18 protein-coding genes, 2 tRNA genes, 1 pseudogene and 1 riboswitch are annotated in these 22,391 nt (G+C 58.2%); of the genes and pseudogenes, 13 read left to right on the forward strand and 8 right to left on the reverse strand.

What is annotated here, in order from left to right:
- The 11 genes and pseudogenes from H5U36_00790 to H5U36_00840 all read left to right on the forward strand — a co-directional run bounded on the left by H5U36_00790 (window position 1) and on the right by H5U36_00840 (window position 11,752).
- A pseudogene (locus tag H5U36_00790) lies at window positions 1-781 on the forward strand (substrate-binding domain-containing protein).
- Between the two features lie 83 nt (window positions 782-864).
- Window positions 865-1,815: an ABC transporter substrate-binding protein gene (locus H5U36_00795; protein ID MBC7216725.1), complete on the forward strand. Its 951-nt coding sequence runs from the start codon at window positions 865-867 to the stop codon at window positions 1,813-1,815.
- 56 nt (window positions 1,816-1,871) lie between these two features.
- Complete coding sequence (locus tag H5U36_00800) at window positions 1,872-3,374, forward strand: sugar ABC transporter ATP-binding protein (protein ID MBC7216726.1); 1,503 nt, start codon at window positions 1,872-1,874, stop codon at window positions 3,372-3,374.
- Window positions 3,375-3,376: 2 nt separating this feature from the next.
- A complete protein-coding gene (locus H5U36_00805) occupies window positions 3,377-4,372 on the forward strand; it encodes an ABC transporter permease (GenBank protein MBC7216727.1) in 996 nt (331 codons plus the stop codon).
- 230 nt (window positions 4,373-4,602) lie between these two features.
- On the forward strand, window positions 4,603-6,072 hold the full coding sequence (locus H5U36_00810) for an extracellular solute-binding protein (protein ID MBC7216728.1): 1,470 nt from the start codon (window positions 4,603-4,605) through the stop codon (window positions 6,070-6,072).
- A gap of 52 nt (window positions 6,073-6,124) precedes the next feature.
- Window positions 6,125-7,000 carry a sugar ABC transporter permease gene (locus H5U36_00815; protein ID MBC7216729.1) on the forward strand — a complete coding sequence of 292 codons (876 nt, stop codon included), beginning with the start codon at window positions 6,125-6,127 and terminating at the stop codon, window positions 6,998-7,000.
- Window positions 7,001-7,903, forward strand: a complete 903-nt coding sequence (locus H5U36_00820) for a carbohydrate ABC transporter permease (GenBank protein ID MBC7216730.1) — start codon at window positions 7,001-7,003, stop codon at window positions 7,901-7,903.
- Window positions 7,904-7,907: 4 nt separating this feature from the next.
- Window positions 7,908-9,041 (forward strand): hypothetical protein, encoded by a 1,134-nt coding sequence (locus H5U36_00825; protein MBC7216731.1) that lies wholly within the window; start codon window positions 7,908-7,910, stop codon window positions 9,039-9,041.
- Window positions 9,038-10,039: a LacI family DNA-binding transcriptional regulator gene (locus H5U36_00830; GenBank protein MBC7216732.1), complete on the forward strand. Its 1,002-nt coding sequence runs from the start codon at window positions 9,038-9,040 to the stop codon at window positions 10,037-10,039. The genes H5U36_00825 and H5U36_00830 overlap by 4 nt, the downstream gene beginning before the upstream one ends.
- 15 nt (window positions 10,040-10,054) lie before the next feature.
- The gene (locus H5U36_00835; protein ID MBC7216733.1) at window positions 10,055-10,378 is read left to right on the forward strand and encodes an L-rhamnose mutarotase; all 324 of its coding nucleotides are present in this window, start codon (window positions 10,055-10,057) and stop codon (window positions 10,376-10,378) included.
- Window positions 10,379-10,489: 111 nt separating this feature from the next.
- Entirely contained in the window at window positions 10,490-11,752 is a 1,263-nt protein-coding gene (locus H5U36_00840) for a methyltransferase (protein ID MBC7216734.1), read from the forward strand.
- Here H5U36_00840 and H5U36_00845 read toward each other — a convergent pair.
- From H5U36_00845 to H5U36_00880, 8 genes are all read right to left on the reverse strand, one after another.
- Window positions 11,736-14,156 (reverse strand): N-6 DNA methylase, encoded by a 2,421-nt coding sequence (locus tag H5U36_00845; GenBank protein ID MBC7216735.1) that lies wholly within the window; start codon window positions 14,154-14,156, stop codon window positions 11,736-11,738. The genes H5U36_00840 and H5U36_00845 overlap by 17 nt on opposite strands.
- Window positions 14,157-17,000, reverse strand: a complete 2,844-nt coding sequence (locus tag H5U36_00850; GenBank protein ID MBC7216736.1) for a DEAD/DEAH box helicase — start codon at window positions 16,998-17,000, stop codon at window positions 14,157-14,159.
- Window positions 17,001-17,149: 149 nt separating this feature from the next.
- On the reverse strand, window positions 17,150-17,722 hold the full coding sequence (pdxT, locus tag H5U36_00855) for a pyridoxal 5'-phosphate synthase glutaminase subunit PdxT (GenBank protein ID MBC7216737.1): 573 nt from the start codon (window positions 17,720-17,722) through the stop codon (window positions 17,150-17,152).
- Between the two features lie 3 nt (window positions 17,723-17,725).
- On the reverse strand, window positions 17,726-18,601 hold the full coding sequence (gene pdxS / locus H5U36_00860; protein ID MBC7216738.1) for a pyridoxal 5'-phosphate synthase lyase subunit PdxS: 876 nt from the start codon (window positions 18,599-18,601) through the stop codon (window positions 17,726-17,728).
- A 70-nt stretch (window positions 18,602-18,671) separates the two neighbouring features.
- Window positions 18,672-18,812: riboswitch (FMN riboswitch) on the reverse strand.
- Window positions 18,813-18,834: 22 nt separating this feature from the next.
- Window positions 18,835-18,911 (reverse strand) — tRNA-Arg (locus H5U36_00865).
- Between the two features lie 7 nt (window positions 18,912-18,918).
- Window positions 18,919-18,996, reverse strand: a tRNA-His gene (locus H5U36_00870).
- A 52-nt stretch (window positions 18,997-19,048) separates the two neighbouring features.
- The gene (locus tag H5U36_00875) at window positions 19,049-19,291 is read right to left on the reverse strand and encodes a TM0996/MTH895 family glutaredoxin-like protein (protein MBC7216739.1); all 243 of its coding nucleotides are present in this window, start codon (window positions 19,289-19,291) and stop codon (window positions 19,049-19,051) included.
- Window positions 19,292-19,303: 12 nt separating this feature from the next.
- Entirely contained in the window at window positions 19,304-20,347 is a 1,044-nt protein-coding gene (locus H5U36_00880; protein ID MBC7216740.1) for a permease, read from the reverse strand.
- A 124-nt stretch (window positions 20,348-20,471) separates the two neighbouring features.
- Between H5U36_00880 and H5U36_00885 the strand changes: the two genes are divergently transcribed.
- Window positions 20,472-20,990, forward strand: a complete 519-nt coding sequence (locus tag H5U36_00885; GenBank protein ID MBC7216741.1) for a hypothetical protein — start codon at window positions 20,472-20,474, stop codon at window positions 20,988-20,990.
- The gene (locus H5U36_00890; protein MBC7216742.1) at window positions 20,987-22,384 is read left to right on the forward strand and encodes a PIG-L family deacetylase; all 1,398 of its coding nucleotides are present in this window, start codon (window positions 20,987-20,989) and stop codon (window positions 22,382-22,384) included. Before H5U36_00885 ends, H5U36_00890 begins: the two co-directional genes overlap by 4 nt.
- Window positions 22,385-22,391: the final 7 nt, after the last annotated feature.

The raw sequence follows: 22,391 nt of genomic DNA on the forward strand, positions 1-22,391 counted from the left end.
TCAGCGTTATTTTCTGCAACACCGATGAGGACTCCGATAAAGAGGCGCTGTACCTTGAACTCCTTGCAGGAAAGAAAGTCGACGGAGTCATCCTTGCCCCCGCAAGCAGAAAGAAGCACTCTTTTTGAAGTCCCTTCTTGCCCGGGGTATTCCGGTGGTCCTTGTGGACCGGGAAGTGGATGGCCTCCGGGACATGGATGTGGACATTGTCAAAGGGGACAGTGTTTACGGGGCGTACATTCTGACGAAGCACCTCCTTGGGCTTGGACACCGCCGCATTGGCATTATCGTGGGGAGCAGGGATATCTCCACCGCCGAAGACCGGGTCCGGGGGTACCGGCAGGCCCTTGAGGAAGCTCACGTGCCCATCGATGATTCTCTGATTCGTTTTGCCACCTACTCGGAAGAGGGAGGGTACCGGGAGACGAAGCTCCTTCTCCTCCGAGAGGACCGTCCCAGTGCCATCTTTGGAGGGAATAACTTCATAGCCCTTGGGGCTATGACGGCCATACGGGAACTCGGGCTTCGGATTCCGGAAGACGTGGCCTTAGTGTGCTTTGAGGATATCGATTTCCTTTCGAAGTTCTCTCCTTTTCTGACCGTTGTGGCGCAACCGGCGTACTCCATGGGGGTTCTGGCGACGGAGCTTCTTCTCCGGAGGATTGAGGGGCAGGACAGGATTCGGGAACGCCGGGAAGTGGTCCTCAAGCCAGAACTCGTCATCCGGGAGTCCGCAGGAGAAAAGCTTCCAAGGGAGGTGAGAGGGACAGAAAAAATTTGAGCTTTGGGTTTGCGGCTGCTTTGTGTGGTAGTTCCCTTACGTGATGCGCGATTGAACGAAACTCTGCTGGAGGAGGTTGCGCGATGAGGAAACTCCTTGTTCTTTCTCTTGTGCTGTTACTCTCGGTAGCCTTTTTGGCTGGTCTTGCGGTGGCCGAAGAGAAAACCCTCTTCATCCCCATGATTTCCAAAGGTTTCCAGCACCAGTTCTGGCAGGCTGTGAAGCAGGGTGCAGAGCAGGCAGCACGGGACTATGGGGTTACCATCACCTTCGAGGGACCGGAGTCTGAGGCCATGGTGGACAAGCAAATCGACATGGTCCAGGCGGCCCTTGCCAAAAAGCCCGATGCCTTATGTCTTGCTGCTCTTGACGCCAAGGCCCTCATCCCCTACGTTGAGCAGGCGAAAGCCATGGGTATTCCTGTGGTGTGCTTTGACTCCGGTGTCGAAAGCGACATTCCCGTCACCACGGTGGCAACGGACAACCTCAAGGCGGCAGCGTACGCAGCGGATAAAATGGCAGAGCTCATCGGGTACGAGGGTGAGGTTGCTCTTGTGGTCCACGACCAGACAAGCCGAACCGGTATCGAGCGCCGAGACGGATTCGTGAATCGAATCAAGGAAGCGTACCCGAATATCAAAATTGTGGACATCCAGTACGGTGGTGGCGACCACCTGAAGTCCACAGACCTTGCCAAGGCCATCATCCAGGCCCACCCGAACCTCAAGGGCATCTTTGGCGCCAATGAAGGATCGGCTATCGGAGTCATCAACGCCGTAAAGGAGCTTGGAAAAGTCGGCCAGATCGTCGTCATCGGGTACGACTCTGGAAAGCAGCAGATTGACGCCATCCTGGAAGGGGTTATGGCGGGAGCTATCACACAGCGTCCAGTGAAGATGGGGTACATGGCAGTTGAAGCAGCCATCAAGGCCATTAAAGGGGAAGAGCTTCCAAAGTACATCGACAGCGGCTTCTACTGGTACGATAAGACGAACATCAACGATCCGGAAATCAGGGAATCGCTCTACGAGTAGCCTCAGCGATTTCGGGAGGGACCGGCCGGTCCCTCCTGTTTTTTGGAGGATGGAGTATGCGAGAACCCTTGGTCCTCATGGAGGGAATCGATAAGAGTTTTCCCGGTGTTCGGGCGCTTCAGAATTGCCGTTTCGAGCTCCTCCCGGGGGAAATCCATGCCCTCGTTGGAGAAAACGGTGCCGGAAAATCGACCCTCATGAAAATCCTCACGGGAGTCTTCCAGAAGGATGCGGGTCGTATCATATATAAGGGCCGCGAAGTCAAAATACCCAATCCCCGTGCTGCGCAGGAACTCGGCATCAGCATTGTGCACCAGGAGCTCAACCTCATGCCCCATCTCACGGTGGCTCAGAACATTTTCATCGGGCGCGAGCCGCGGAGGAAAGGTTTCCCGATTTTTCTCGATGAAGAGGAAATGGTCCGAAGGTCTCGTGAGCTTCTTGCCATGCTCCACATGCCCATTGACCCCCGAGTCAAGGTGCGAGACCTCACGGTGGCCAAGCAGCAGATGGTGGAGATTGCCAAGGCGCTCTCTTTCAACGCCGAAGTCCTCATCATGGATGAGCCAACGGCAACTCTGAGCGAAGCCGAGGTTGAGGAGCTCTTCCGGGTGCTCAAGAAGTTGCGGGAGCGGGGCATGGGCATCATTTACATCTCCCATCGTCTTGAGGAGCTCAAGGAAATTGCCGACCGGGTGACGGTGCTTCGGGATGGACAGTACATCGGGACACTCGACATGAAGGAGGCCACCATTGACCGCATCATCAGCATGATGGTGGGGCGCAACATCTACGAGACGGCCAAAAAGGAAGAAGGGAGCGCCAGTGCGGAGGTGGTTCTTGAGGTTCGGGGGCTCAGCCGGGGAAGGGATATCCGAAACGTGAGCTTTGCCCTGAGGAAAGGAGAAATCCTTGGCCTTGCGGGTCTTGTCGGAGCAGGGCGAACCGAGGTGGCGCGGGCCATATTCGGGGCAGACCCCATAGAGTCGGGAGAGGTGTACGTGAAGGGGCAGAAGGTCCGCATCAAGAGTCCTGCTGATGCGATACGCCACGGGATTGCCTATCTTTCAGAAGACCGGCGACGGTACGGTCTCATGCTCGGGCTTGACGTTGAGGCCAATATGGTGCTCCCCTCCATGCAGGATTTCCTGCGCTGGCGCACCTTTGTCAACCGCAAGAAAGCCCAGGACCGATGCAGGGAGTACGTGGAGAAGCTCCGCATAAAGACCCCGAGCCTTGCCCAGAAGGTGAAGAACCTTTCCGGTGGCAACCAGCAGAAAGTCATCGTGGCGAAGTGGCTCATGAAAAACTGCGACATTCTCATTTTCGATGAGCCCACGCGGGGCATTGACGTTGGAGCAAAGAGCGAAATCTACCACCTCCTGAACGAGCTCGTACAGGAGGGGAAGTCCATCATCATGATTTCCTCAGAACTCCCCGAAATCCTCCGCATGAGCCACCGAATCCTCGTCATGTGTGAAGGAAGGATCACGGGAGAGATTGACGCCCGTGAGGCTACGGAAGAGCTCATCATGAAGTACGCAACCATGCGGAATTAGCGATGGAGGTTATGCCTATGGAAGCCGTTCCCACCACCCGGCATTTCCGGAGAGAGGTCCTGCGGCAGTTCTTGATGTTCGGCAGCCTCATTCTGCTTTTTGTCTTTTTCTCCCTCTCCTCGCCGTACTTTTTCACCTTTGGGAATATCGTCTCCATAATGCTTGCCACCTGTGTCAATGGTATGCTCGCCCTTGGAGTCACCTTCGTCATCGTGAGTGGTGGTATCGACCTCTCCATCGGGACGGTTATGACTCTTTCTGCCGTCATGACTGGGGTTTTCATCACCTACTGGCGTTTGCCGGTTTTCCTTGGAGTCCTGGGGGGCATTGGGACTGGCATGCTCTGCGGCTTTGTGAACGGGACCGTCACCTCGAGAATGAAACTCCCCCCTTTCATTGCCACGCTCGGTATGATGATGGTTGCCAAAGGCCTTGCCCTCGTCATCTCGGGGACTGCCCCCATTTACTTCACCCATGCGCCGAGCTTCTCGAAGATTTCCATGGGTTCTGTCGTGGGCAGTCTTTTCCCCGGATTCAACCTTCCAAATGCCGTTCTGATTTTTGCCATTTCCTCTGTTCTTGCCCACATCATCCTCACGAGGACCGTTATCGGTCGGTACGACTTTGCCATTGGGAGCAACGAAGAAGCGGCGCGGCTTTCGGGGCTCAACGTCGACCGCTGGAAGGTGATTCTGTACTCCCTCTGTGGCCTTTTCGTGGGCATGGGTGGAGTCATGATGGCTTCAAGACTCAATTCGGCTCAACCTGCCTTGGGACAGGGGTACGAGCTTGAGGCCATTGCGGCCGTCGTGATTGGGGGAACTTCCTTAAGCGGCGGTGAGGGGTCCATTGTGGGGACCATTGTGGGGGCCTTCATCATGAGCACCCTCACGAATGGCCTTCGAATCCTTGCTGTTCCTCAAGAGTGGCAGATTGTGGCAAGCGGTGTCATCGTCATCGGTGCAGTGTATCTTGACATCATCCGAAGGCGCGGGTGAAGCCTCCCCCTTGCAGGGGCAAGGGGGATTTTTTCTTTTTTGAAATCGGTTGCAAGAATACGCCCCTTTTTCCTCACTATTCTCACGAACTCCTTTGACAAATGTTCCCTCTTTGGGTACAATGAAACTAAATCGATTTCAAAAGAGGGGGTGAGAGTTCCGCACAAGACTCCGACGAGCTCCTTTTCTCCGAGTACCGCTTGAAACCACACGTAGGGAGGGTTCCAGCAATGAGGAAGGGGTTTTTAGGTATTCTCGTTGTGTGCCTTGTGGTGTTGGCCCTTGGTTCGGTGGCCTGGGGTGAAGGGAAGACCATCAAAGTCCTTGCCATGACTGGTCCCTGGGTGAGCGGCCCGGTGAAGGTCCATGGGGAAGAGTGGGGGAAGATGACGGGGAACCGTGTAGAAGTCATCGAGGCGGACTTTGCGGACCTCTTCCCCAAGATGCAGCAGGCGGCAGCCACCCGGAGCAAGGCCTTCGATATCCTCCTTGCGGCGAACATCTGGATGGCCGATCTTGTGGGATGGGGGTATGTCATTCCTCTCGATGACTACCTCAAGGACCCCGAGGTTCAGTATGAGACCGATGTGCCTGATGGGATTAAGCTCAAGAACATGTTCGGCGGCAAGACCTACGGTCTCATCTGCGACAACGACAACATGTACCTCTTCTACCGCAAGGATATCCTCGGAAATCCCGACTATCGGGCGAAGTTCAAGGAGAAGTACGGCTACGAGTACAACGTTCCACCGAAGACTCTTGACGAGCTCATCGATGTTGCGGAGTTCTTCAACGGTTGGGACTGGGACAACGATGGGGAGATTGAGTACGGTTTCGTGCGGAGCACAAAGCGTGGCGCCCAGACGTACTTCTACTCCCTCCCCTGGGTGGCTCCCTATGTGGTTGTGCCCCGGGACAAAGCCCCAGCTCAAGGCATTCTCTACTTCCAGCCCGACATGACTCCTCTTGTGAACAGTCCCGGATGGGTGAAGGGAATCGAAAAGTTCATCGAGATGGGGAAGCGCGGTTGTGGTCCTGGTCTTGACTGGGTACGAGGTGACGTCATCAACGAGATGATTCTTGGGCATGCGGCAATGGCCATCGACTGGGGCGACATTGGCCCGAACTCCCATGACGTCCAGTCGAAAGTCAAAGGGCTCATCGGGTACGCCCTACCGCCGGGGAGCAAGGAGTACTGGGACTGGCAGAAGGGAGAATGGGTCCAGACAGAGGATGTGTACTACGCTCCGGTGCACTGCTTCAACGGCTGGTCCTTCTACATCACTTCGACCACCGATTACCCGGATCTCTGCTGGGATTTCGTCAAGTACATGATTAGCCCTGAGATCAGCGCCAAAGACGTCGCCAGCCCCTTCTCTGGCTACCAGCCCTGGAGGAAATCCCATATGGAGAACCTGGAAGCCTGGGTAGAGGCCGGCTGGACCGAGGAAGAGGCAAGGGAGTACATCGCCAATACCTTGGCGGTTACCGATCATCCCAATGCCGTCATCGATATCCGTATCCCTGGTTCTGCCGAGTACATGGATGTGTATGAGCTCCACCTCACCGTTGCCCTCTCTGGGGAAAAGTCCGTCCAGGATGCCATGAACGACTGCGCAGCAGAGTGGAACGCCATCACCGAGCGGCTTGGGAAAGAAGCTCAGACGAAGTTCTACAGGCAGCACCTGGGGCTTGAGTGAATCCCTCCCCCACCCCACAAGGGGTGGGGGATTTTCGTTTCGAGGTGGTACTATGGCGATCAGAGGAGAACATCGAGTAAAGTACGCGATGATGCTTCCCGTCCTTGTCTTTATCCTTGCCCTTGCCATCTTCCCCCTTGTCTTTTCTATTCTCGTTTCCCTGAGCCAGTGGACGCCGGGGAGTGGGGGATTGCGCTTTGTGGGGTTCAAGAATTTCCTCGACATGATTCACGATCCCCGCTTCGCCCATGCCTTCTCCCTCTCCTTCGGCTACGTGGGGTCGGCAGTGGGGATTGAACTCGGCCTTGGGATTCTTCTGGCAATGATTTTGCAGAAGGAGGTAGTGGGGAAGAATTTCTTCCGAGTCACCTACATGCTCCCGATGCTCCTTTCTCCGGTGGCGATTTCGTACGTCTGGAAGATGATTCTCGACTACAACCGGGGACCGCTGAACTACTTCCTCAGCTTTTTTGGGATTGCTCCGGTGGAGTGGCTGGGGAAGGGGGGAACAGCGTTTCTCTCCCTCATCCTTGTCGATGTGTGGCAGTGGACGCCGTTTATGATTTTCACCATCCTTGCGGCCTTTGAGTCCATTTCTGAGGAGCTCTACGAGGCGGCCCTCGTTGACGGCGCTTCTCATGCCCACGTATTCTTCCACATCACCCTTCCCATAGCCTTTCCGGTTATCATTACCGTGATACTCTTGCGGACCATCGATGCCTTCAAGGTTTTCGACACCGTGTACGTCCTCACCGGAGGGGGACCGGGAACGGCCACGGAAACCCTGAACTTCTACATTTACCTCAAGGGCTTCCGGGCCTTTAACCTCGGGTACGGTACGGCAATGTCCTGGGTGCAGCTCATCGTCATTGCGGTTATGTTCACGTATCTCACCCGATTCCTCCATCGGATAGGAGCGTTGAGGTAAATGCCGGGAACATACTTTAAGGTGCGGAGCACCTGGCAAAAAGTGGGTATTTACGCGGTTCTCCTTTTCTGGCTCCTCTTCACCCTTTTCCCCATCTACTACAACGTGGTGACGTCCTTCAAAGAACACGAGACGGTGTACGCCCCGCGACCCAAGTTCTTCCCCTTCATAGACTTTAAGCCCAGCCTCCTTGGGTGGATTCACCTTATGGGACGGACAGCCCCTGGGGAAGCGGAGTACCAAGTCATGAAGGTTCTCGGCAACCGTGCCGTGTACCTTCGCAATAGCGTCATTGTGGCGCTTGTGAGCTCCCTCATCACCATCACCCTTGGAGTCATGGCTGGGTATGCTCTCACCCGCTTCGTGTACCGGCGCTGGGGAAACGAGAACATTGCCTTCTTCATCCTCTCGCAGCGAATGTTTCCTCCTGTGGCCTTAGCCATGCCCTTCTTCATCCTCTTCAACACCCTGGGGCTTCTCGATAACGTCGTGAGCCTCATCATTGTCTACAGCGTCATGAATCTGCCTCTTGTCACCTGGATTGTGAAGGAGTTCTTCTCCGACCTCCCTAAGGAACTTGAGGAAGCGGCGATGGTCGATGGGTGTTCCCGTTTTGGCGCTCTCTTCCGGGTGGTTATTCCTCTTGCGGTTCCGGGAATTGCCGTTTCCTTCCTCTTCTCCTTCATCTTTGCCTGGAACGAGTTCCTCGTTGCCCTGACGCTGACTTTTGAGAACGCCAAAACGCTACCCCTCCAGATGGCAGGGCTCACGACTCTGCGGGGTCCCCAGTACTGGGACATTGCGGCAAGTTCCTTAGTCATCATCATTCCTCCTCTCTTGGTGACGATTTTTGCCAACCGGTACATCATCCGGGGTCTATCCCTTGGTGCTGTAAAGGAGTGAGATTATGGAGAGAGCAAAGGAGAAGATACAGCGGGTTTGGACTGCCCTCAAGGAGCGCAAAGAGCCCGACCGGGTACCGCTCACCGATTTCTACTGGAGCGGGTTCCTTGCGAACTGGAAGAGGACCCTTGGTCTTCCGGAGGACACCGATATCTACGAGTACTACGACCTTGATGTCAAGGTTATCTCCCCGAACATGGACCCAAAGGTTGAAAGCTGTACTGTTCTTGAGAGGACTCCGGAGTACGTCGTTTTCCGAAGTGGTTTTGGCTGCACGGTGAAGAAGGTCTTCTCCGCTCCCATGCCTCTCTTCCTCGATTTTTCGGTGAAGAGTGCCGATAAATTCGCCTCCTTCACCTTTGACAACCCCCGGGATGATCGGCGGTACTTCGAAAAGCGCTGCGACATCATAAACTGCGGCGACAGTTTCGGGGAGCTCCCGAGTTTCGCAGAAGACGTGGAGCGCAACAAGGACAAGTTCTGCCTCTTTGGGTCGATTTGTGAACCCTATGAGGCCATGTGGCGCATCCGGGGAACGGAAGGGCTCTTAATGGACCTTGCCCTTGAGAAGGAAAAGGTGAAGGCTTTCGCAGAAAGAGTAACCGACTTCATGCTCGGGATTGCGGAGCGGGAGATTGAGCTTGCTCCTCTCACCGGGATGATCATCTGGGGTGATGTGGCCTACGATAAGGGGATGTTCTTCTCCCCGAAGCTCTGGCGGGAGATTTTCTTCCCCTGTGTGAAGCGACTGTGCGATTTCCTCCACCGGCACAACCTCATCGTCGTCTACCACGGGTGCGGAAGGAGCCTTGAGATTTTCCCGGACCTCATCGAGGCGGGAATAGACGTCTACAATCCTCTCGAGGCGAAAGCAGGTATGGACCCGGTGGAGCTCAAAAAGCACTACGGGGACCGGATATCCTTTTTCGGGGGCCTTGATAGCCGCATCCTGGGGTATGGGACCTGGGAGGATATTGAGAAGGAAGCCCTCTATAAACTCCAGGCTGCCGTCGGGGGAGGGTACATGCCGGCTTCGGACCACTCGGTGGCGAGTAACGTCGACCCCCTTTTGTACGACAGGCTCATCCGTTTCCTCAGGGAAAAAGGAACGTACCCCCTGAAGCTTTCGCAGGAATGACTACCATCTACGATGTTGCCAGGAAAGCGGGAGTTTCCCCGGCCACGGTCTCCCGGGCGCTGAGCGGAGCGCAAGGGGTGAGCGAGGCCACCCGCCGCAGGGTCCTTGCGGCGGCAGAAGAACTCCATTACTCTCCAAACTACATTGCCCGGAGCCTCAAGAAGCGCCGGACGAATACCATTGCTCTCATCATTTCGGATATAACCAATCCCTTCTTCACCACCCTTGCGCGGGGTGTTGAAGATAAAGCCTCAGAGCACGGCTTCAACACGATTTTCTGCAACACCGATGAGGACCCCCGGGTTGAGGCCGCGTACGTGGAGCTCATGCTCCGGCGGCAGGTCGATGGCCTCCTCATCTCAAGCTGTGGTGACGGAGGGTCTCTTGAGGTTCTTGCCCGAAAAAGCGTTCCGGTGGTCCTTGTGGACCGGAAGGTACCGAATTCCTCCTGGGATTACGTCGTGGGGGACAGCGAGTACGGTGCGTACGCCCTGGTTCGGCACCTCATCGAAGTGCATGGGAAAAAGAGGATAGCCGTGATTTCCGGTCCCCTCACGCTCTCAACGAGTCGGGAACGGGTGGAGGGGTACCGGAAGGCCCTGCAAGAGGCAGGTGTTACTCCTTTTGAGGAGTACGTTCGCATCGGGGCGTACAAGGAGGAATTCGGGTACCAGGCCATGCGAGAGCTCCTAAGAAGCGGGCTTCCGGTTGAGGCCGTTTTTGCCGGGAATAACGTCATTGCGGTGGGAGCCATCCGGGCGGCCCGGGAGCTCGGGGTGCGGGTGCCGGAGGACGTTGCCTTTGTAACTTTTGACGATTTCGACCTTGCCTCGGCCCTTTTCCCCTTTCTCACCGCCGCCAAGCAGCCGGCGTACACCATCGGGACACTGGCTGTGGAGATGCTCCTTGAGCGTATTCGGGGGGAGAAGATTCGGGAGCGTCGGGAAGTAGTCCTGCGGCCGGAAATCATCATCCGGAAATCCTGTGGGTGTCCGTAGAAAGGAGAGGTGGCGATGCGTCGCTTTGGCATGGTGATCAAGCTCAAGCCCGAAAAGGTCGAAGAGTACAAAGAGCTCCACCGCAACGTCTGGCCGGAGGTTCTGAAAACCATCAAGGATTGCCACATCCAGAACTACACCATTTTCTACAAGGATGGGTACCTCTTCAGCTACTACGAGTACACGGGGGACAACTACGAAGAGGATATGAGAAAGATGGCAGCCGACCCGGTGACGCAGAAGTGGTGGGCGCTCTGCAAGCCCTGCCAGGAACCCTTGGAGACCCGGAAAGAGGGGGAATGGTGGGCGGAGATGGAGGAAGTGTTCCACCTCGATTGAGAAACCCCTCTTACGCAACGCACATCCTTTTGCTTTTCCCTTCTTGCCCAGCGGTACCTCATACGGGGCCTCACCTTTGGGGCGGTGAAAGGATAGAAAGGAGGAGAGAACATGACGCCACGGGAACGGGTACTTCGGGCCCTTGCCCATGAGGAGCCTGATGGGCTTCCTCTGGATCTTGGGGCAACGCTTGTTACGGGTATCCACGTTTCAAGCCTCCACAAGCTCAAGGTGGCCCTGGGACTCATCCACCCAGAGGACCCGGTGAAAGTCATCGATCCCTTCCAGATGCTCGGGGAGGTGGACGACGAGCTTCGGAAAGTCCTGGGGATTGATACCGTTCCCCTCATGCCCCGGGAGAACTTCTTCGGCTTCCGGAACGAGAACTGGAAGCCCTGGAGGTTCTTCGACGGGACACCCCTCCTTGTTCCGGAGAAGTTCAACACCATCCCCGACGCAGAGGGTAACATCTACCAGTACCCGAAGGGGGATACCTCCTGCGCCCCATGCGCGAAAATGCCAAAAGGCGGGTTCTACCACGATGCCCTGATCCGCCAAAAGCCCATCTCTGAGGAGAACCTCCGGGTCGAGGACCAGATTGAGGAGTACACTCTCCTTTCGGATGAAGACCTCCGGTACTACGAGGAGGAGGCAAAGAGGCTCTACGAGGAGACGGACTACGCCATTGTCTTTTCGGGCGTTCCGGGGACAAACCTTGGGGACATCGCCTTTGTTCCCGGCCTTTCCCTGAAGGACCCAAAGGGCATCCGGGACGTAGAGGAGTGGTACGTGTCCCTTGTGACTCGCCAGTCCTTCCTCCAGGAGGTCTTTGCCCGGATGACGGAAATCGGCATCAAGAACCTCGAGATGTTCCACCAGGCGGTGGGCGAGCGGATTCAAGTCATCGTCATCTCGGGAACCGACTTTGGTTCCCAGAACGGCCCCTTCATCGCCCCGGAGCTCTACCGAAAGCTCTTCAAGCCCTTCCACACCGAAATCAACGCCTGGGTCCACAGGCACACGAGCTGGAAGACCTTCATCCACACCTGCGGTTCCGTCTACGACCTTCTCCCGGACCTCAGGGAGGCCGGTTTTGACATCCTGAACCCGGTCCAGATTTCGGCTGCCTCCATGGACCCGGAAACCCTGAAGCGGGAGTTTGGGAGCCACTTCGTCTTCTGGGGTGGGGGCGTGAACACCCAGAGGACCCTGCCCTTTGGGACTCCTGAGGAGGTTCGGGAGGAAGTCCGAAGGCTCATCGAAATCTTCAAAAAAGGAGGAGGGTTCGTCTTCGCCACGGTCCACAACATCCAGGCCAATATCCCGGTGGAGAACCTCCTTGCCCTCTTTGAGACCGTCAACGAGTACCGATAGAGCCGCACCGCGCCCGGAGCTCCTCAAGGGATATGCCAAGGATGGCGGCGGCCTTCTCGTAGTCAAAGGCGGTGTACTCGAGGACCCGGGCGATGTACTCCTCTTCCACCTCTTTCAGGGTCTTCCACTGGGGCTCCCCGGGGGCTTCGAAAATCTGGAGATCGTCAACACCGATGATGTCGTCCTGAGTGAGGATGATGGCCCTCTCAAGGACGTTATCGAGCTCCCGGATGTTCCCCGGCACGGTTTCCGGTTTTTCAAGAGCCCGGCGGACGGTTCCCGTGGTGGGAATGTCCCCATCCTCAAGGTCCCAGAAAAAGGCCGCCACCCATAAATCGCAGGCAAGCCGCTGGGGCTCAAGTTCCTGCTGTGTTCTCTCGTAGCGGTTCTCCTTTTTTGCAATCGCTTCAGGGGAATCGTCCCGTGTTTCCTCGAGTTCACTCAGGGCGATGGCGCTCTCAAGGAGCCTGTCCTCGAGTTTCGCCCCGAAATCAAGCGACATCTGGCCAGTCCGCTCTTCTTCGTTGCGCTTTTTCAGGTTGCGGATGAGTTTCTTCGAGACGGAGCCCTCGCGGTCGTAAGCTTCATCAGGAATGCCCTTCCCGAGGTCTTCCAGGTCGAGGACACCCACAAGGGAGTCGCCGCACTTAATCCGGTGGTCGAGGAAAGTCAGCGGCTTCCCGGGGGTGCAGGACTCAATCCAGAGGGCCACCTTGCAGAGCTCCACCGCAAGAGGGTTCTTGTCGACACCGAAGATGCAGTGGGCAATGACGTCCCGTGTGGCTTCCCGCACAAGCTCAGGCGAGGGCTCATCTTCGCCAGTTCGAACCCGGGCAAGCTCCCGGCTCAGCCGCCGGGTAGCGGCAAGGAGGAAGTGCCCCGAACCACAGGCAGGATCAAGCACCCGGATGGAGAGAATCGCCCGCTCCTTTTCTTCTCTGGTTTTTGCCCGGGCAAGCCGCTCCTCAAGCACGGGCTCCAAGGCGCTTTTTACGAGCTCTCCCACGAGCTCTGCGGGGGTGTAGTAGGAACCGGTGCTCTTGCGCTCGGTCCCCCGCGCAAAGCGGAACTTCCACCCCGTTCCCTCCCTGAAGACCTGGGGCTCGTTGTCGAGGAGGCTCTCGTAGACCGAGCCCAGCTCCTCCACGTCTAAGGCGGCGTAGTTCACCCGGCGAGGGGTTTTCGCCTCGTCGTCGTGGTAGTAGACGAGGTACCAGAAGGCGGTGAGGAGATCGCGATTGGTGATGGTCCAGTCCTCAAGCTCGATGTGCCTGAAAAGACCCCCGTCAAGGACCGGAAGGCCGAGGAGGCTGGCGAGGGGTTTGCCGTCTACCTGGGGCGTGGTGTCGCGCAGAAGGTGCCACAGGACTCTGAGGCCGCACCAGAGGTCCTCATGGTCGGTGTAGGCTTCGCGGCGGTCGACGAGCCTTTTCAGGCGGCCGATGCCGTAGTGCTCGCGGTAGAGGTCGTTTCCGGTGATGACGCCCCGCTCCTCAGCCACAAGAAGGAGCAAAAAGCGGTAGACGAGCTGCAGAAGATCGTGGTAGAGCTCCCTGGGGTCTATCGTTTCCTGCGCTGAGCGGTGCTTGAGAAAACCGTTGGCAAGAATCTCAAGGCATTCCTCCACCCCGTCCCGGAGGTGGTCCCGGGCGCGGGTGCCCTGCTCGAGAGCCCTCTCGTGGTACTTTTCAAGGAGGCAGTCCGGCGCGTCCGCAACGCCTTTGGGGAGGCGGGAGCGGTGGAGGAGCCGGAAGAGGAGGAGAAAATCGCTGAAGCGGTCCTCCTCAAAGATGGCCACAAGATCAAAGGCGACGTAGGCCTGGCGGCGGAGGAGAGTGGATTTGCGCAAAAGCCGCAATTCCAGGCCGTTTGTCACTATCCCCCAGAGGTGGTCCGAGCGGTTCAGAAATTCCTGGAGGAGGGCATGGGGCGAAACCCGGGGCCTTCCGGAGGGGTCCACGTGCCCGAGATCCCGGCGAGCCCCCACGATGTGGACAGGCGGTGCGTCCTCGTTTTCCCCCGCCCGATGGGAGACGGCAAAAAGCTGCCCACCGAGCTCGAAAGAGCGGGGGTTGTAGCGGAGCTCATACCCCAAAAGTCCCAGGAGGGGAATCACCCAGCGCTCCCGGGTGAGGCTTGTGGCAGGATCACCCTCAGGCAGGCGCTCGAGCCCTCGCCGGAAGATGGCGTAGAGGTCCCGGGCATCCCGATAGATGGCGGCGACTTCGCTGATAAGGGAAGCACCTGCAGGGAAGCCGAAGTCAGAGGGCCGCTGTCCGGGGAGGGTTTCCCTCTGGAGTTCCTCCAGGATATCAGGGCCGAGGATTCCCCCCTCAAGGCGAATCACCGGGCCCCTCCGGTGCACTTGCTCAGAAGCGATTGTCCCAGAAAGAGCTATAGCCATCTAAGCCCCCACCTCCGGTTGCAGAACGAGTAAGCCCAGAATATCCGGTGGCCAGTGGAGCTGGACCCCAAGGCCCCGCACCCTCTGGCCCACGCTCTGGCGAACCCGGCGATGAGCCTCCTCAAGTTCCTGGGCCCGCCTCTCAAGGAGAGTCCGCAGCGGATTGCCGTCTTGGGTTTCCTCAAGGAGCCTTTGGACCTCATCCCGCATCATGGCCACGAGTTCCCTCTTCTCCCTCTCCGGGAGATTCGAGCTTGGCTCGGCGTGCAGAAGAGGAAGCGCCTCGTTCGGCGAAAGCCACTTTTCCCCGAATCCCTCAAACCCAACCACAACCACCTCCTCGGCAAGAAGGGGAGGGCGGTCCGGCAGCCGGAGCTGAAACCTCGGGCGGACAAGGAGTAGACTCGTCAGCCGCCGCACGGCCCGGGTGCGGATGGCTCCACAGCGGGATGCCACCGCCTCGTCCTTCCCCTCGAGGGCTTCCTCAAAGACGTAGCGGGCAAGGGCGGTGACGAAGGGGTGGTTGCGGCCTATGTACTCGGCTCCTTCCGGGGTGGGGCTTTCGAAGCTCACGGTCCAGCGCTCCCCGGAGTCAGGCAGCGCCCGCCGAATCACCTCCGGGACCCCGGCAAGGGAAGCTCGATGAAGGATCACATGCCACACGCCTTTCAGCCGGCGGTCCTTCTCAAGGGTAATCCCAAGCTTCTGGCAGGTGAGGAGGACAAAGTTGCGGACCGCTTCAGGATCCCCCAGGACCCGGTCGGTGGCTTCAAGCTCCCGCTCCACCTCCTCAGGCTTCAGGGCCCGCTGGGCGAAGCGGGTGCGGTTCTCTTTCTCGCGCCGGACATCAAGGTCCCACCTCTTGTGGAGCTCCTCTACCTGGGGCTCGGGCTCGGCAAAGGGCAGGGACATCTGCTCCTCTCTGAAGAAGAGGGCATGCACCAGAGTCTCGACAACGAGTTGCTCCTCTTCAGGAATCGGGACATAAGTGCCAAGGGTCTTCCGAATCTCCCGGGCTTTGTTGAGCAGAACCCCGATGACGGCGCCGTCCACCGGATTGTCCACGCCGTAGTAGCGGATGGCCTTCACAACGGGAGTCTTCTGGCCATAGCGGTCCACCCGGCCCTCCCGCTGCTCGAGCCGGTTTGGGTTCCAGGGGAGGTCGTAGTGGAGGACGGCGTTGAACCCCTCCTGGAGGTTCACTCCCTCCGACAGGCAGTCCGTGGCCACGAGGACCCGCCGGGGTTTCTGCATGAGCTCTTTAACCTTGAGCCGCCGCTCCTCCTCACCTATCCTACCGGTGAGGCAGAGAACATGGGCATCGGGAAACTCCCCGGCCAGGGCTCTCTGCAGCGCTTCGGCCACGTACTCTGCAGTCTCTACGTAAAAGCACCAGATGACGGGGTGGTAACCCTCCCGGAGGAGCTTGCGCACCTCTTCCACGCACCCCTGGAGCTTGGTATCCTCTTCCTCGGTGATTCCTGAGGCCATCTCTTCCAGCCTGCGGAGCCTGTCTTTTTCCGCCCTGGAGAGGTCGGCTTCAACCCGCTCAAGAAGGGGCGTTGGGACTTCCTCGTTGGGTGTGCGGTTGTCCGGCTCGAAGGCGTAGTAGATGTCCTCTTCGTCCTCCTCAGGAGCGAATTCCTCTCCTCGGCGCCGCTTCCTTAAGGCCACCTGGGCAGCCCGGGGGCTTGACATCACGCACCGCAAAAGGGCCAGTGCGCTCCACCACCGCATTCGGCGGCGGTGCTCCTCAAGGTCCTTGCCGCTTTGGACAATCTCGGTGCAGAAATCGTACACCGCTTCAAAGAGCCTCCGGTACGCAGGCGAGAGGCGGTACGTGGCGTCCACGGGTTCGCGCTTGGGGAAACAGGACCCATCCTTCCACTGCTCCTCGATGTCCCGGCGGGTTCTCTGGACGAAGTGGCGGGCAAGCTCTGCGCGCTCGGCCTCTGTGAGGTCCGTGAACTTCCACCCTTCAAACCGGGGATCAAGGAGCCCCAGGAGCTTCTGGAAAGCCTCCGGAATCCCGCTGTGGGGAGTGGCGGTGAGGAGGATGAGGTGGCGCTTTGGGTCGGAGGCGAGCTCCTTCACGAGTTCATAGCGCAGGTGCCGGTCCATGCCCCGGCCGGGAACCACGCCGTGGGCTTCATCCACGATGACAAGGTCCGGGGGACTGAGGAGGAAAGGCGAGGCGTTCCGGGAGTGCTTGACGAAGTCAATGCTTATAACCTGCACGGGAAAGTGCTCGTAGACGGTGCGCCCTGGAGGTACCTGCCGCTCAAGGCTTGCAATTGTCCCTGAGCCAATCACCACCGCCTCGAGGTGGAACTTCTCCTCCAGTTCCTTCTGCCACCAGTCGCAGAGGTAGGGCGGGCAGAGAACGGCCAGCCGGCGGATTTCGCCCCGGTCCCAGAGCTCCCGGACGATGAGCCCCGCCTCCACGGTTTTCCCAACCCCCACGTCATCGGCAACAAGAAGCCGCACCGGATGAAGCCGCAGGGCCATCATGAGGGGAACAAGCTGATACGTCCGGGGCCTGATGGATATGCGGCCGAAGGAGCGGAAAGGTGCCGCTCCCTCCCGGAGGAGCAGACGTCCGGCCTGCCAGAGAAGAAGCACACTCTGGGCATCGGCCACCGAATCCACCTTGGGAAGAGGGAACTGGGAAGGACTGAGCCGCTCGCTCGGAAAGGTGTAGCCGAGGAGGTTGCAAAGCCTCCGGTGCACAGCCACCACTTCGTCGCTTGTCCCCGTCAGGGGGCGGAGGAGAATGCGTTCTTCCCCTTCAGAAACAACCACCCAGTCCCGGTTGCGGAAGCGAACGATAGAACCAACGTCCACAGCCGCCCCCTCCTCAAAACTCCAGCGCCTTGCTCAGAAAAAGCTTTCTCCTCGAATTATACCAGAAAAAGGGTGGTTCGGAGAGGGGAGGAGAGGGGGAGGGTGGGGAAGGGGAGGGCTCCTCCTTCCCCAGGGCACTTCTTCGCAAGTTACAATCCCGCAAAGCTTAAGAAGTACTCGTGCACCCGTGGGTCTTCGGTGAGCTCGGGGTGGAATGTGCACCCGATGATTTTCCCGTACTCAACCATCACGGGTTGCCCCTCATAGAGGGAGAGGGTCTGGATTTCCGGCGAGAGGATTCTCTCGATCCGGGGGGCTCGAATGAAGACTCCCGGATAGGGCCTGGCAGGATCAAAAGAGAGTAAAAGCTCGGTGGTGAAGCTTTCCCTTTGCCTCCCGTAGGCATTCCTCTGGACGGCGATGGGGAGTAGTCCAACGGAGGCAAAGGTTTTTCCCTCAACCTCCTGGGCAAGGAGAATCAGTCCCGCGCAGGTTGCAAGGGTGGGCATTCCCCCTTCTATGGTTTCCCGCAGGGGTGCAAGGAGGCCGGAGTCCCTCAGGAAAACACCCATTGTTGTGCTCTCTCCTCCTGGGAGAATCAGGGCGTCGATTTTTGCAAGGTCCTGGACGTAGCGCACCCGGTGGGTGTCCACTCCGAGGGAGTGGAGCATCCTTTCGTGTTCTTCGATGCCTCCCTGGAAGCCGAGAATGCCGACTTTCACGGCTCACCACCCCCGTTCCTGCAAAGACACGGCGAACTCTTCTTTTGCCAGGCCCTTCATGGCACCCTTGATGCCCCGGCATGCCTCAAGGAGCGCTTCAGGGTCGTCAAAGAAGGTGCAGGCCTTCACGATGCTTCGGGCAAAGGCTCTGGGGTTTTCGGATTTGAAGATCCCTGAGCCGACGAAGATGCCATCTGCTCCGAGCATCCGTAAAAGCGCCGCGTCCTGGGGAGTGGCGATTCCTCCGGCGGCAAAGTTGACTACCGGGAGGCGTTTCTTCTCCCGCACCTCCTCAAGGAGGCTGAGGGAGACGCCCCATTCCTTTGCCACCCGGGGGAGCTCGTCCTGGGGCAGGGCACAGATGTAGCTGATTTCCCGGTTGATTCTCCGCATGTGCCGCACCGCCTCAACCACATTTCCCGTTCCTGCCTCGCCCTTTGTTCGAATCATCGCTGCGCCCTCCTGGATCCTCCGCAGGGCTTCTCCCAGGTCCCGGGCTCCGCAGACGAAGGGAACCTTAAAGGCGTGTTTGTCGATGTGGTGTTCCTCATCAGCAGGGGTGAGGACTTCGCTTTCATCGATGAAGTCCACCCCAAGGGCCTCAAGGACCCGGGCTTCGGCAATGTGCCCGATGCGGACTTTGGCCATAACCGGGATGGATACCGCCTCCATGATGGCGACGATTTTCTCGATGGAGGCCATCCGGGCGACTCCGCCCTCGCGCCGAATGTCTGCGGGCACCCGCTCAAGGGCCATGACGGCAACCGCTCCGGCTTCTTCGGCGATGCGGGCCTCCTCTTCGCTTGTCACGTCCATGATGACTCCGCCCTTGAGCATCTCGGCAAGCCCCTTCTTCACAATCCAGCTCCCCTTTTCCATACTCTGGGCCTCCTTTCGGGGAAATAAAAAAGGCCCCAGCCTTCTGGGGCCTTAATGTGCGAAATGAAAAACCAACCTTCGCCCATTCGGACTATACCGTCGGCACCGGATTCTCACCGGTTCAACCGCTGGGGCTGACGGGCTCGTCCTCTCCCTTGAGAGGGGAGGCATCACCGCCGGTTGGGAATTTCACCCTGCCCCGAAGGTTGGAGAAAGTAAACCTTATGAACTTTTGGCGCGCCCGGAGGGATTTGAACCCCCAACCTACGGATCCGTAGTCCGTTGCTCTATCCAGTTGAGCCACGGGCGCGCGCTCCTGGGGTGAGCGAGGGGACTTGAACCCCCAACTCCTGGATCCACAGTCCAGTGCTCTAACCGAGTTGAGCTACGCTCACCAGGGCATCCTATATTTTACCAAATCCCCCTGAAGATGCAAGGACCGTTGCTTTAAGAGCGGAGCTTCCCTAAGGCCTCTTTGAGCTCCTCAACGGTTGGGACTTTTCCTGAGAAGAGAACCGTCCCGTCGGCAACAACCGCCGGGGTGATGCGGACCCCGAACTTGGCGAATTCCTTGGGGTCGTAGATGTGTGTGACTTCCGCCTCAAGACCAAGGGCCTCGCAGGCTTTACGGACGTTTTCCTCCGTCATCTTGCACTTCGGACAACCCATGCCGAGCACTGCGATTTTCATACCGCCACCTCCTCAAAGGATGAAGTTCCCAAAAAACCAGCCCACCACGGTGCCAAGAAGAATAATGGTTGCCACGTACACGAAAGCCTTCTTCCCCCCAAAGACCCGGGCAATGGCAAGCCAGTTCGGGAGACTCAGGCCCGGTCCGGTGAGAAGAAGCGCCAGCGCCGGTCCCTTCCCCATGCCGAGCTTCATGAGGGTGCTCACGAAGGGAGCCTCGGTGAGGGTGGCAAAATAGCTCACGGCCCCGATGAGGGTGGCAAGGAAGGAAGACCGGATACTATTCCCTCCAAGCCAGGTCCGAATCCAGGCCTCCGGAAGAAGCTTCCCCACCACGCCGACGATGAAGACCCCCAGAAGAAGGAGCGGGAAAATGAGCCGCACAAACCACAGGGTCTCCCGAATCCACTCCCTGAGGGCTTTCGAGGGGAGGGCAAGCTTTGCGTACACGCTGAAAATGAGGGTGAGGACAGCCCAGAGGATGACTTTGTGGAGGTAGGGGCCGCTCCGGACGAGGTAGTTGGGAAGAAGAAGGGACAAAAGGACAAAAAGAAGGAGGAGGGCACTTCTTTTCTCGAGGAGGGCTCCCTTTGGTTTTTTCTCGCCCTCAGGAAGGGGAGAGGACTCTTCCCTTTTGAAAACGAGGCTCATCACGCCCCCCACGATAAAGGCCATAAGGAGTGCGGCCACCACCCGGGCAAGAGCTAAAGAAGCCCCAAGGAGGCTTCCCGTGTACGTTAAGGCGAGGACGTTTGTCGCCGGGGCAACCCAAAGAACTATGAAGGCGGCCCCAATGCTTGCGCCCCCAAAGTAGAGGCCGCTTGCCACGGGAATGACGGTGCAGGAGCAGGCGGCGACAAAAAAGCTCGCCACGCTTGCGAGAGGAAAGGAGGCGAGTTTGGAGCGCTTCTCCCCGAGGTACTCGAGGATGAGCTCTCGGTTGATGAAGCTCACAATCCCTCCGGCAAGGAGAAAAGCCGGGACAAGACAGGTGAGGACATGGGTGGCCACGTAGTCTTTGAGTGCTGCAACGCCTCCAAGGAGCACAGAAAGCATGGAACTTCCCCCTTTCTGCCAGTTGCTCTATTGTACAACAGGCTAACTTACGGCGCAACCTGGAAAAAACCCTGTCGACGAGAGGAGCGGATTCAGGATATAATGGGAAAAAGGAGGTCCTGGTATGGCGCGCTTTCTGATTCTTTTCTTTTTCGTTCTCCTCTGGGTGCCGGCGGTGTTCGCCGATGAGTTCGTGGCCTATGTGTCTCCCCTGGCAGGGTTCCGCATTGCCTTCCCGGAGGACTGGGTGGTGGAGAATCCTCCAGACACCATCGATCCGACACTCATGCTCTCGGCCCGCTTCGGGGAGGCCCATGTCTGGGTGACTTTAGAGTACACCTATTACCCTTCCTTTGACGCCTTCCGGGCACAGGTGCGGGAGGACATCCTCCTCTACCCGGGGGTGAGGATTCTCGGCGAGGGACCCGCGGAGGTCGACTACGTCCCGGCGTACTGGTATCTCTTCTCCTTCCCGGAAGGGGGGAGGGCAATGCAGGGGGTCCTCTACCTCTTTTTCAAGAATCAGGGGTTCTACCGCATCATCTGCTGGACGTCGGAGGCCTCCTTTGACGCCACATTTCCGACGTTCCGGGAAATCGTCCGAAGCTTCACCACCCAGGGGGAGGTTTTGCCGAATCGGTGAGGGCAGGCGCAAGACGGGTAAGGTTTGCGCTCCTTGTCATCTCTGTGGCCGTCCTTTCGGGGTACCTTGTCCAGGCGCAGATTCGCTTTTCCCTCCCTCTTTTTGCCCACTTGAGGGGTGATGCTTCTCTCTCCCTTGAGTGCGGAGAAGAGGATGTTCTCCTTGTCGTTGCCCCCCACTGCGACGATGAGGTTTTCGGAGCCGGAGGGTTCCTGTACGAGGCGGCAAAGAAAAAAGCAAAGGTCTACGTCGTGGTGGTGACAAACGGCGACGCCTTCCGTCTCCTCCTTCGGCGGCCGAGCTGGGCGCTTGATCTTGGGATTCGCCGCCAGAGGGAGACCCTTGAGGCCCTTGAGGTTTTGGGGATACCGAAAGACCACGTCTTTTTCCTTGGATACCCGGACCAGGGTCTTGAGCCCCTCTTCCACGAGCACTGGTCGCCGGATGTTCCGTACCTCTCCCGCTTCACAGGGAGGGAGTTCACCCCGGCGGCAAGTTTCAGGCCCGGGAGTCCCTACTGCGGAGTCAACGTGGCTTTTGATCTTGAGGAAATCCTCCGTGCCGTACGCCCCACGATTGTCCTCACCTCTTCGCCCTTTGATACCCATCCCGATCACCGGGCAGCGTACAATTTCACCATGTACGCCTTAGAGCGCCTCCGCTATGAGGACCCCTTCTTCGAGAATACCCGGGTTTTCTGGTACCTGGTGCACTGGAACCTCTGGCCCCATGGGAGCATGACAGGGGCAGGGGTGAAGCTTGTCCCTCCCCGGGAGCTTTGCGTTCCCACCATCCGGTGGCGGTACTACTTCCTCTCAAAAGACGCCATTTTTGCGAAAACCCGGGCCGTCCGGAAGTACCGCTCCCAATCAACCGGGGGGTACCCTCTGAGCTTCGTGCGGGCAAATGAGCTTTTCGTCGAGGCCCGCCGGGTGAAGATTCCAACCCTTACTGAGAGCATTACCGTCGATGGGGTGGAGGAGGACTGGAAGGGACCGAGCGTTTCCCTTGCCTTTCCTGAGGTGAGGGTGCGAAGAAACGGTGGCAGAAACTCCCTGTCTCTTACCCTTGCCAAGGACGAGGAGTACCTGTACCTCTTTTTGGGGTCTTTGCCCCGGGAGAGGGCGGTGTACCGCTTCCATTTTCTCCCCGTGGTACCCTTTTCAGGTAAGGAAGTCGCCCTCGACGTGTCCTCGGAAGACGGAGCCTGGAGGACGGTGACAATCCCAAACGAGAAAGGAAAGATTACCTCCTACGCCTTCGGGAGGGAGGGGCTTGAGGTGGCGGTGCCGCTTCACCTTCTCCACCATGCCCCAACGGTCTTCTTCAAGATGGAGGTCCTCGATCGAGGAAGAGTCGTTGCCGAGAGCATCTGGAGAATCCTGACGTTCTGAGGAGGAA

Origin of the sequence: Candidatus Caldatribacterium sp. (assembly GCA_014359405.1) — a bacterium.
In the GTDB taxonomy this organism is placed as follows: domain Bacteria; phylum Atribacterota; class Atribacteria; order Atribacterales; family Caldatribacteriaceae; genus Caldatribacterium; species Caldatribacterium oleiphilum.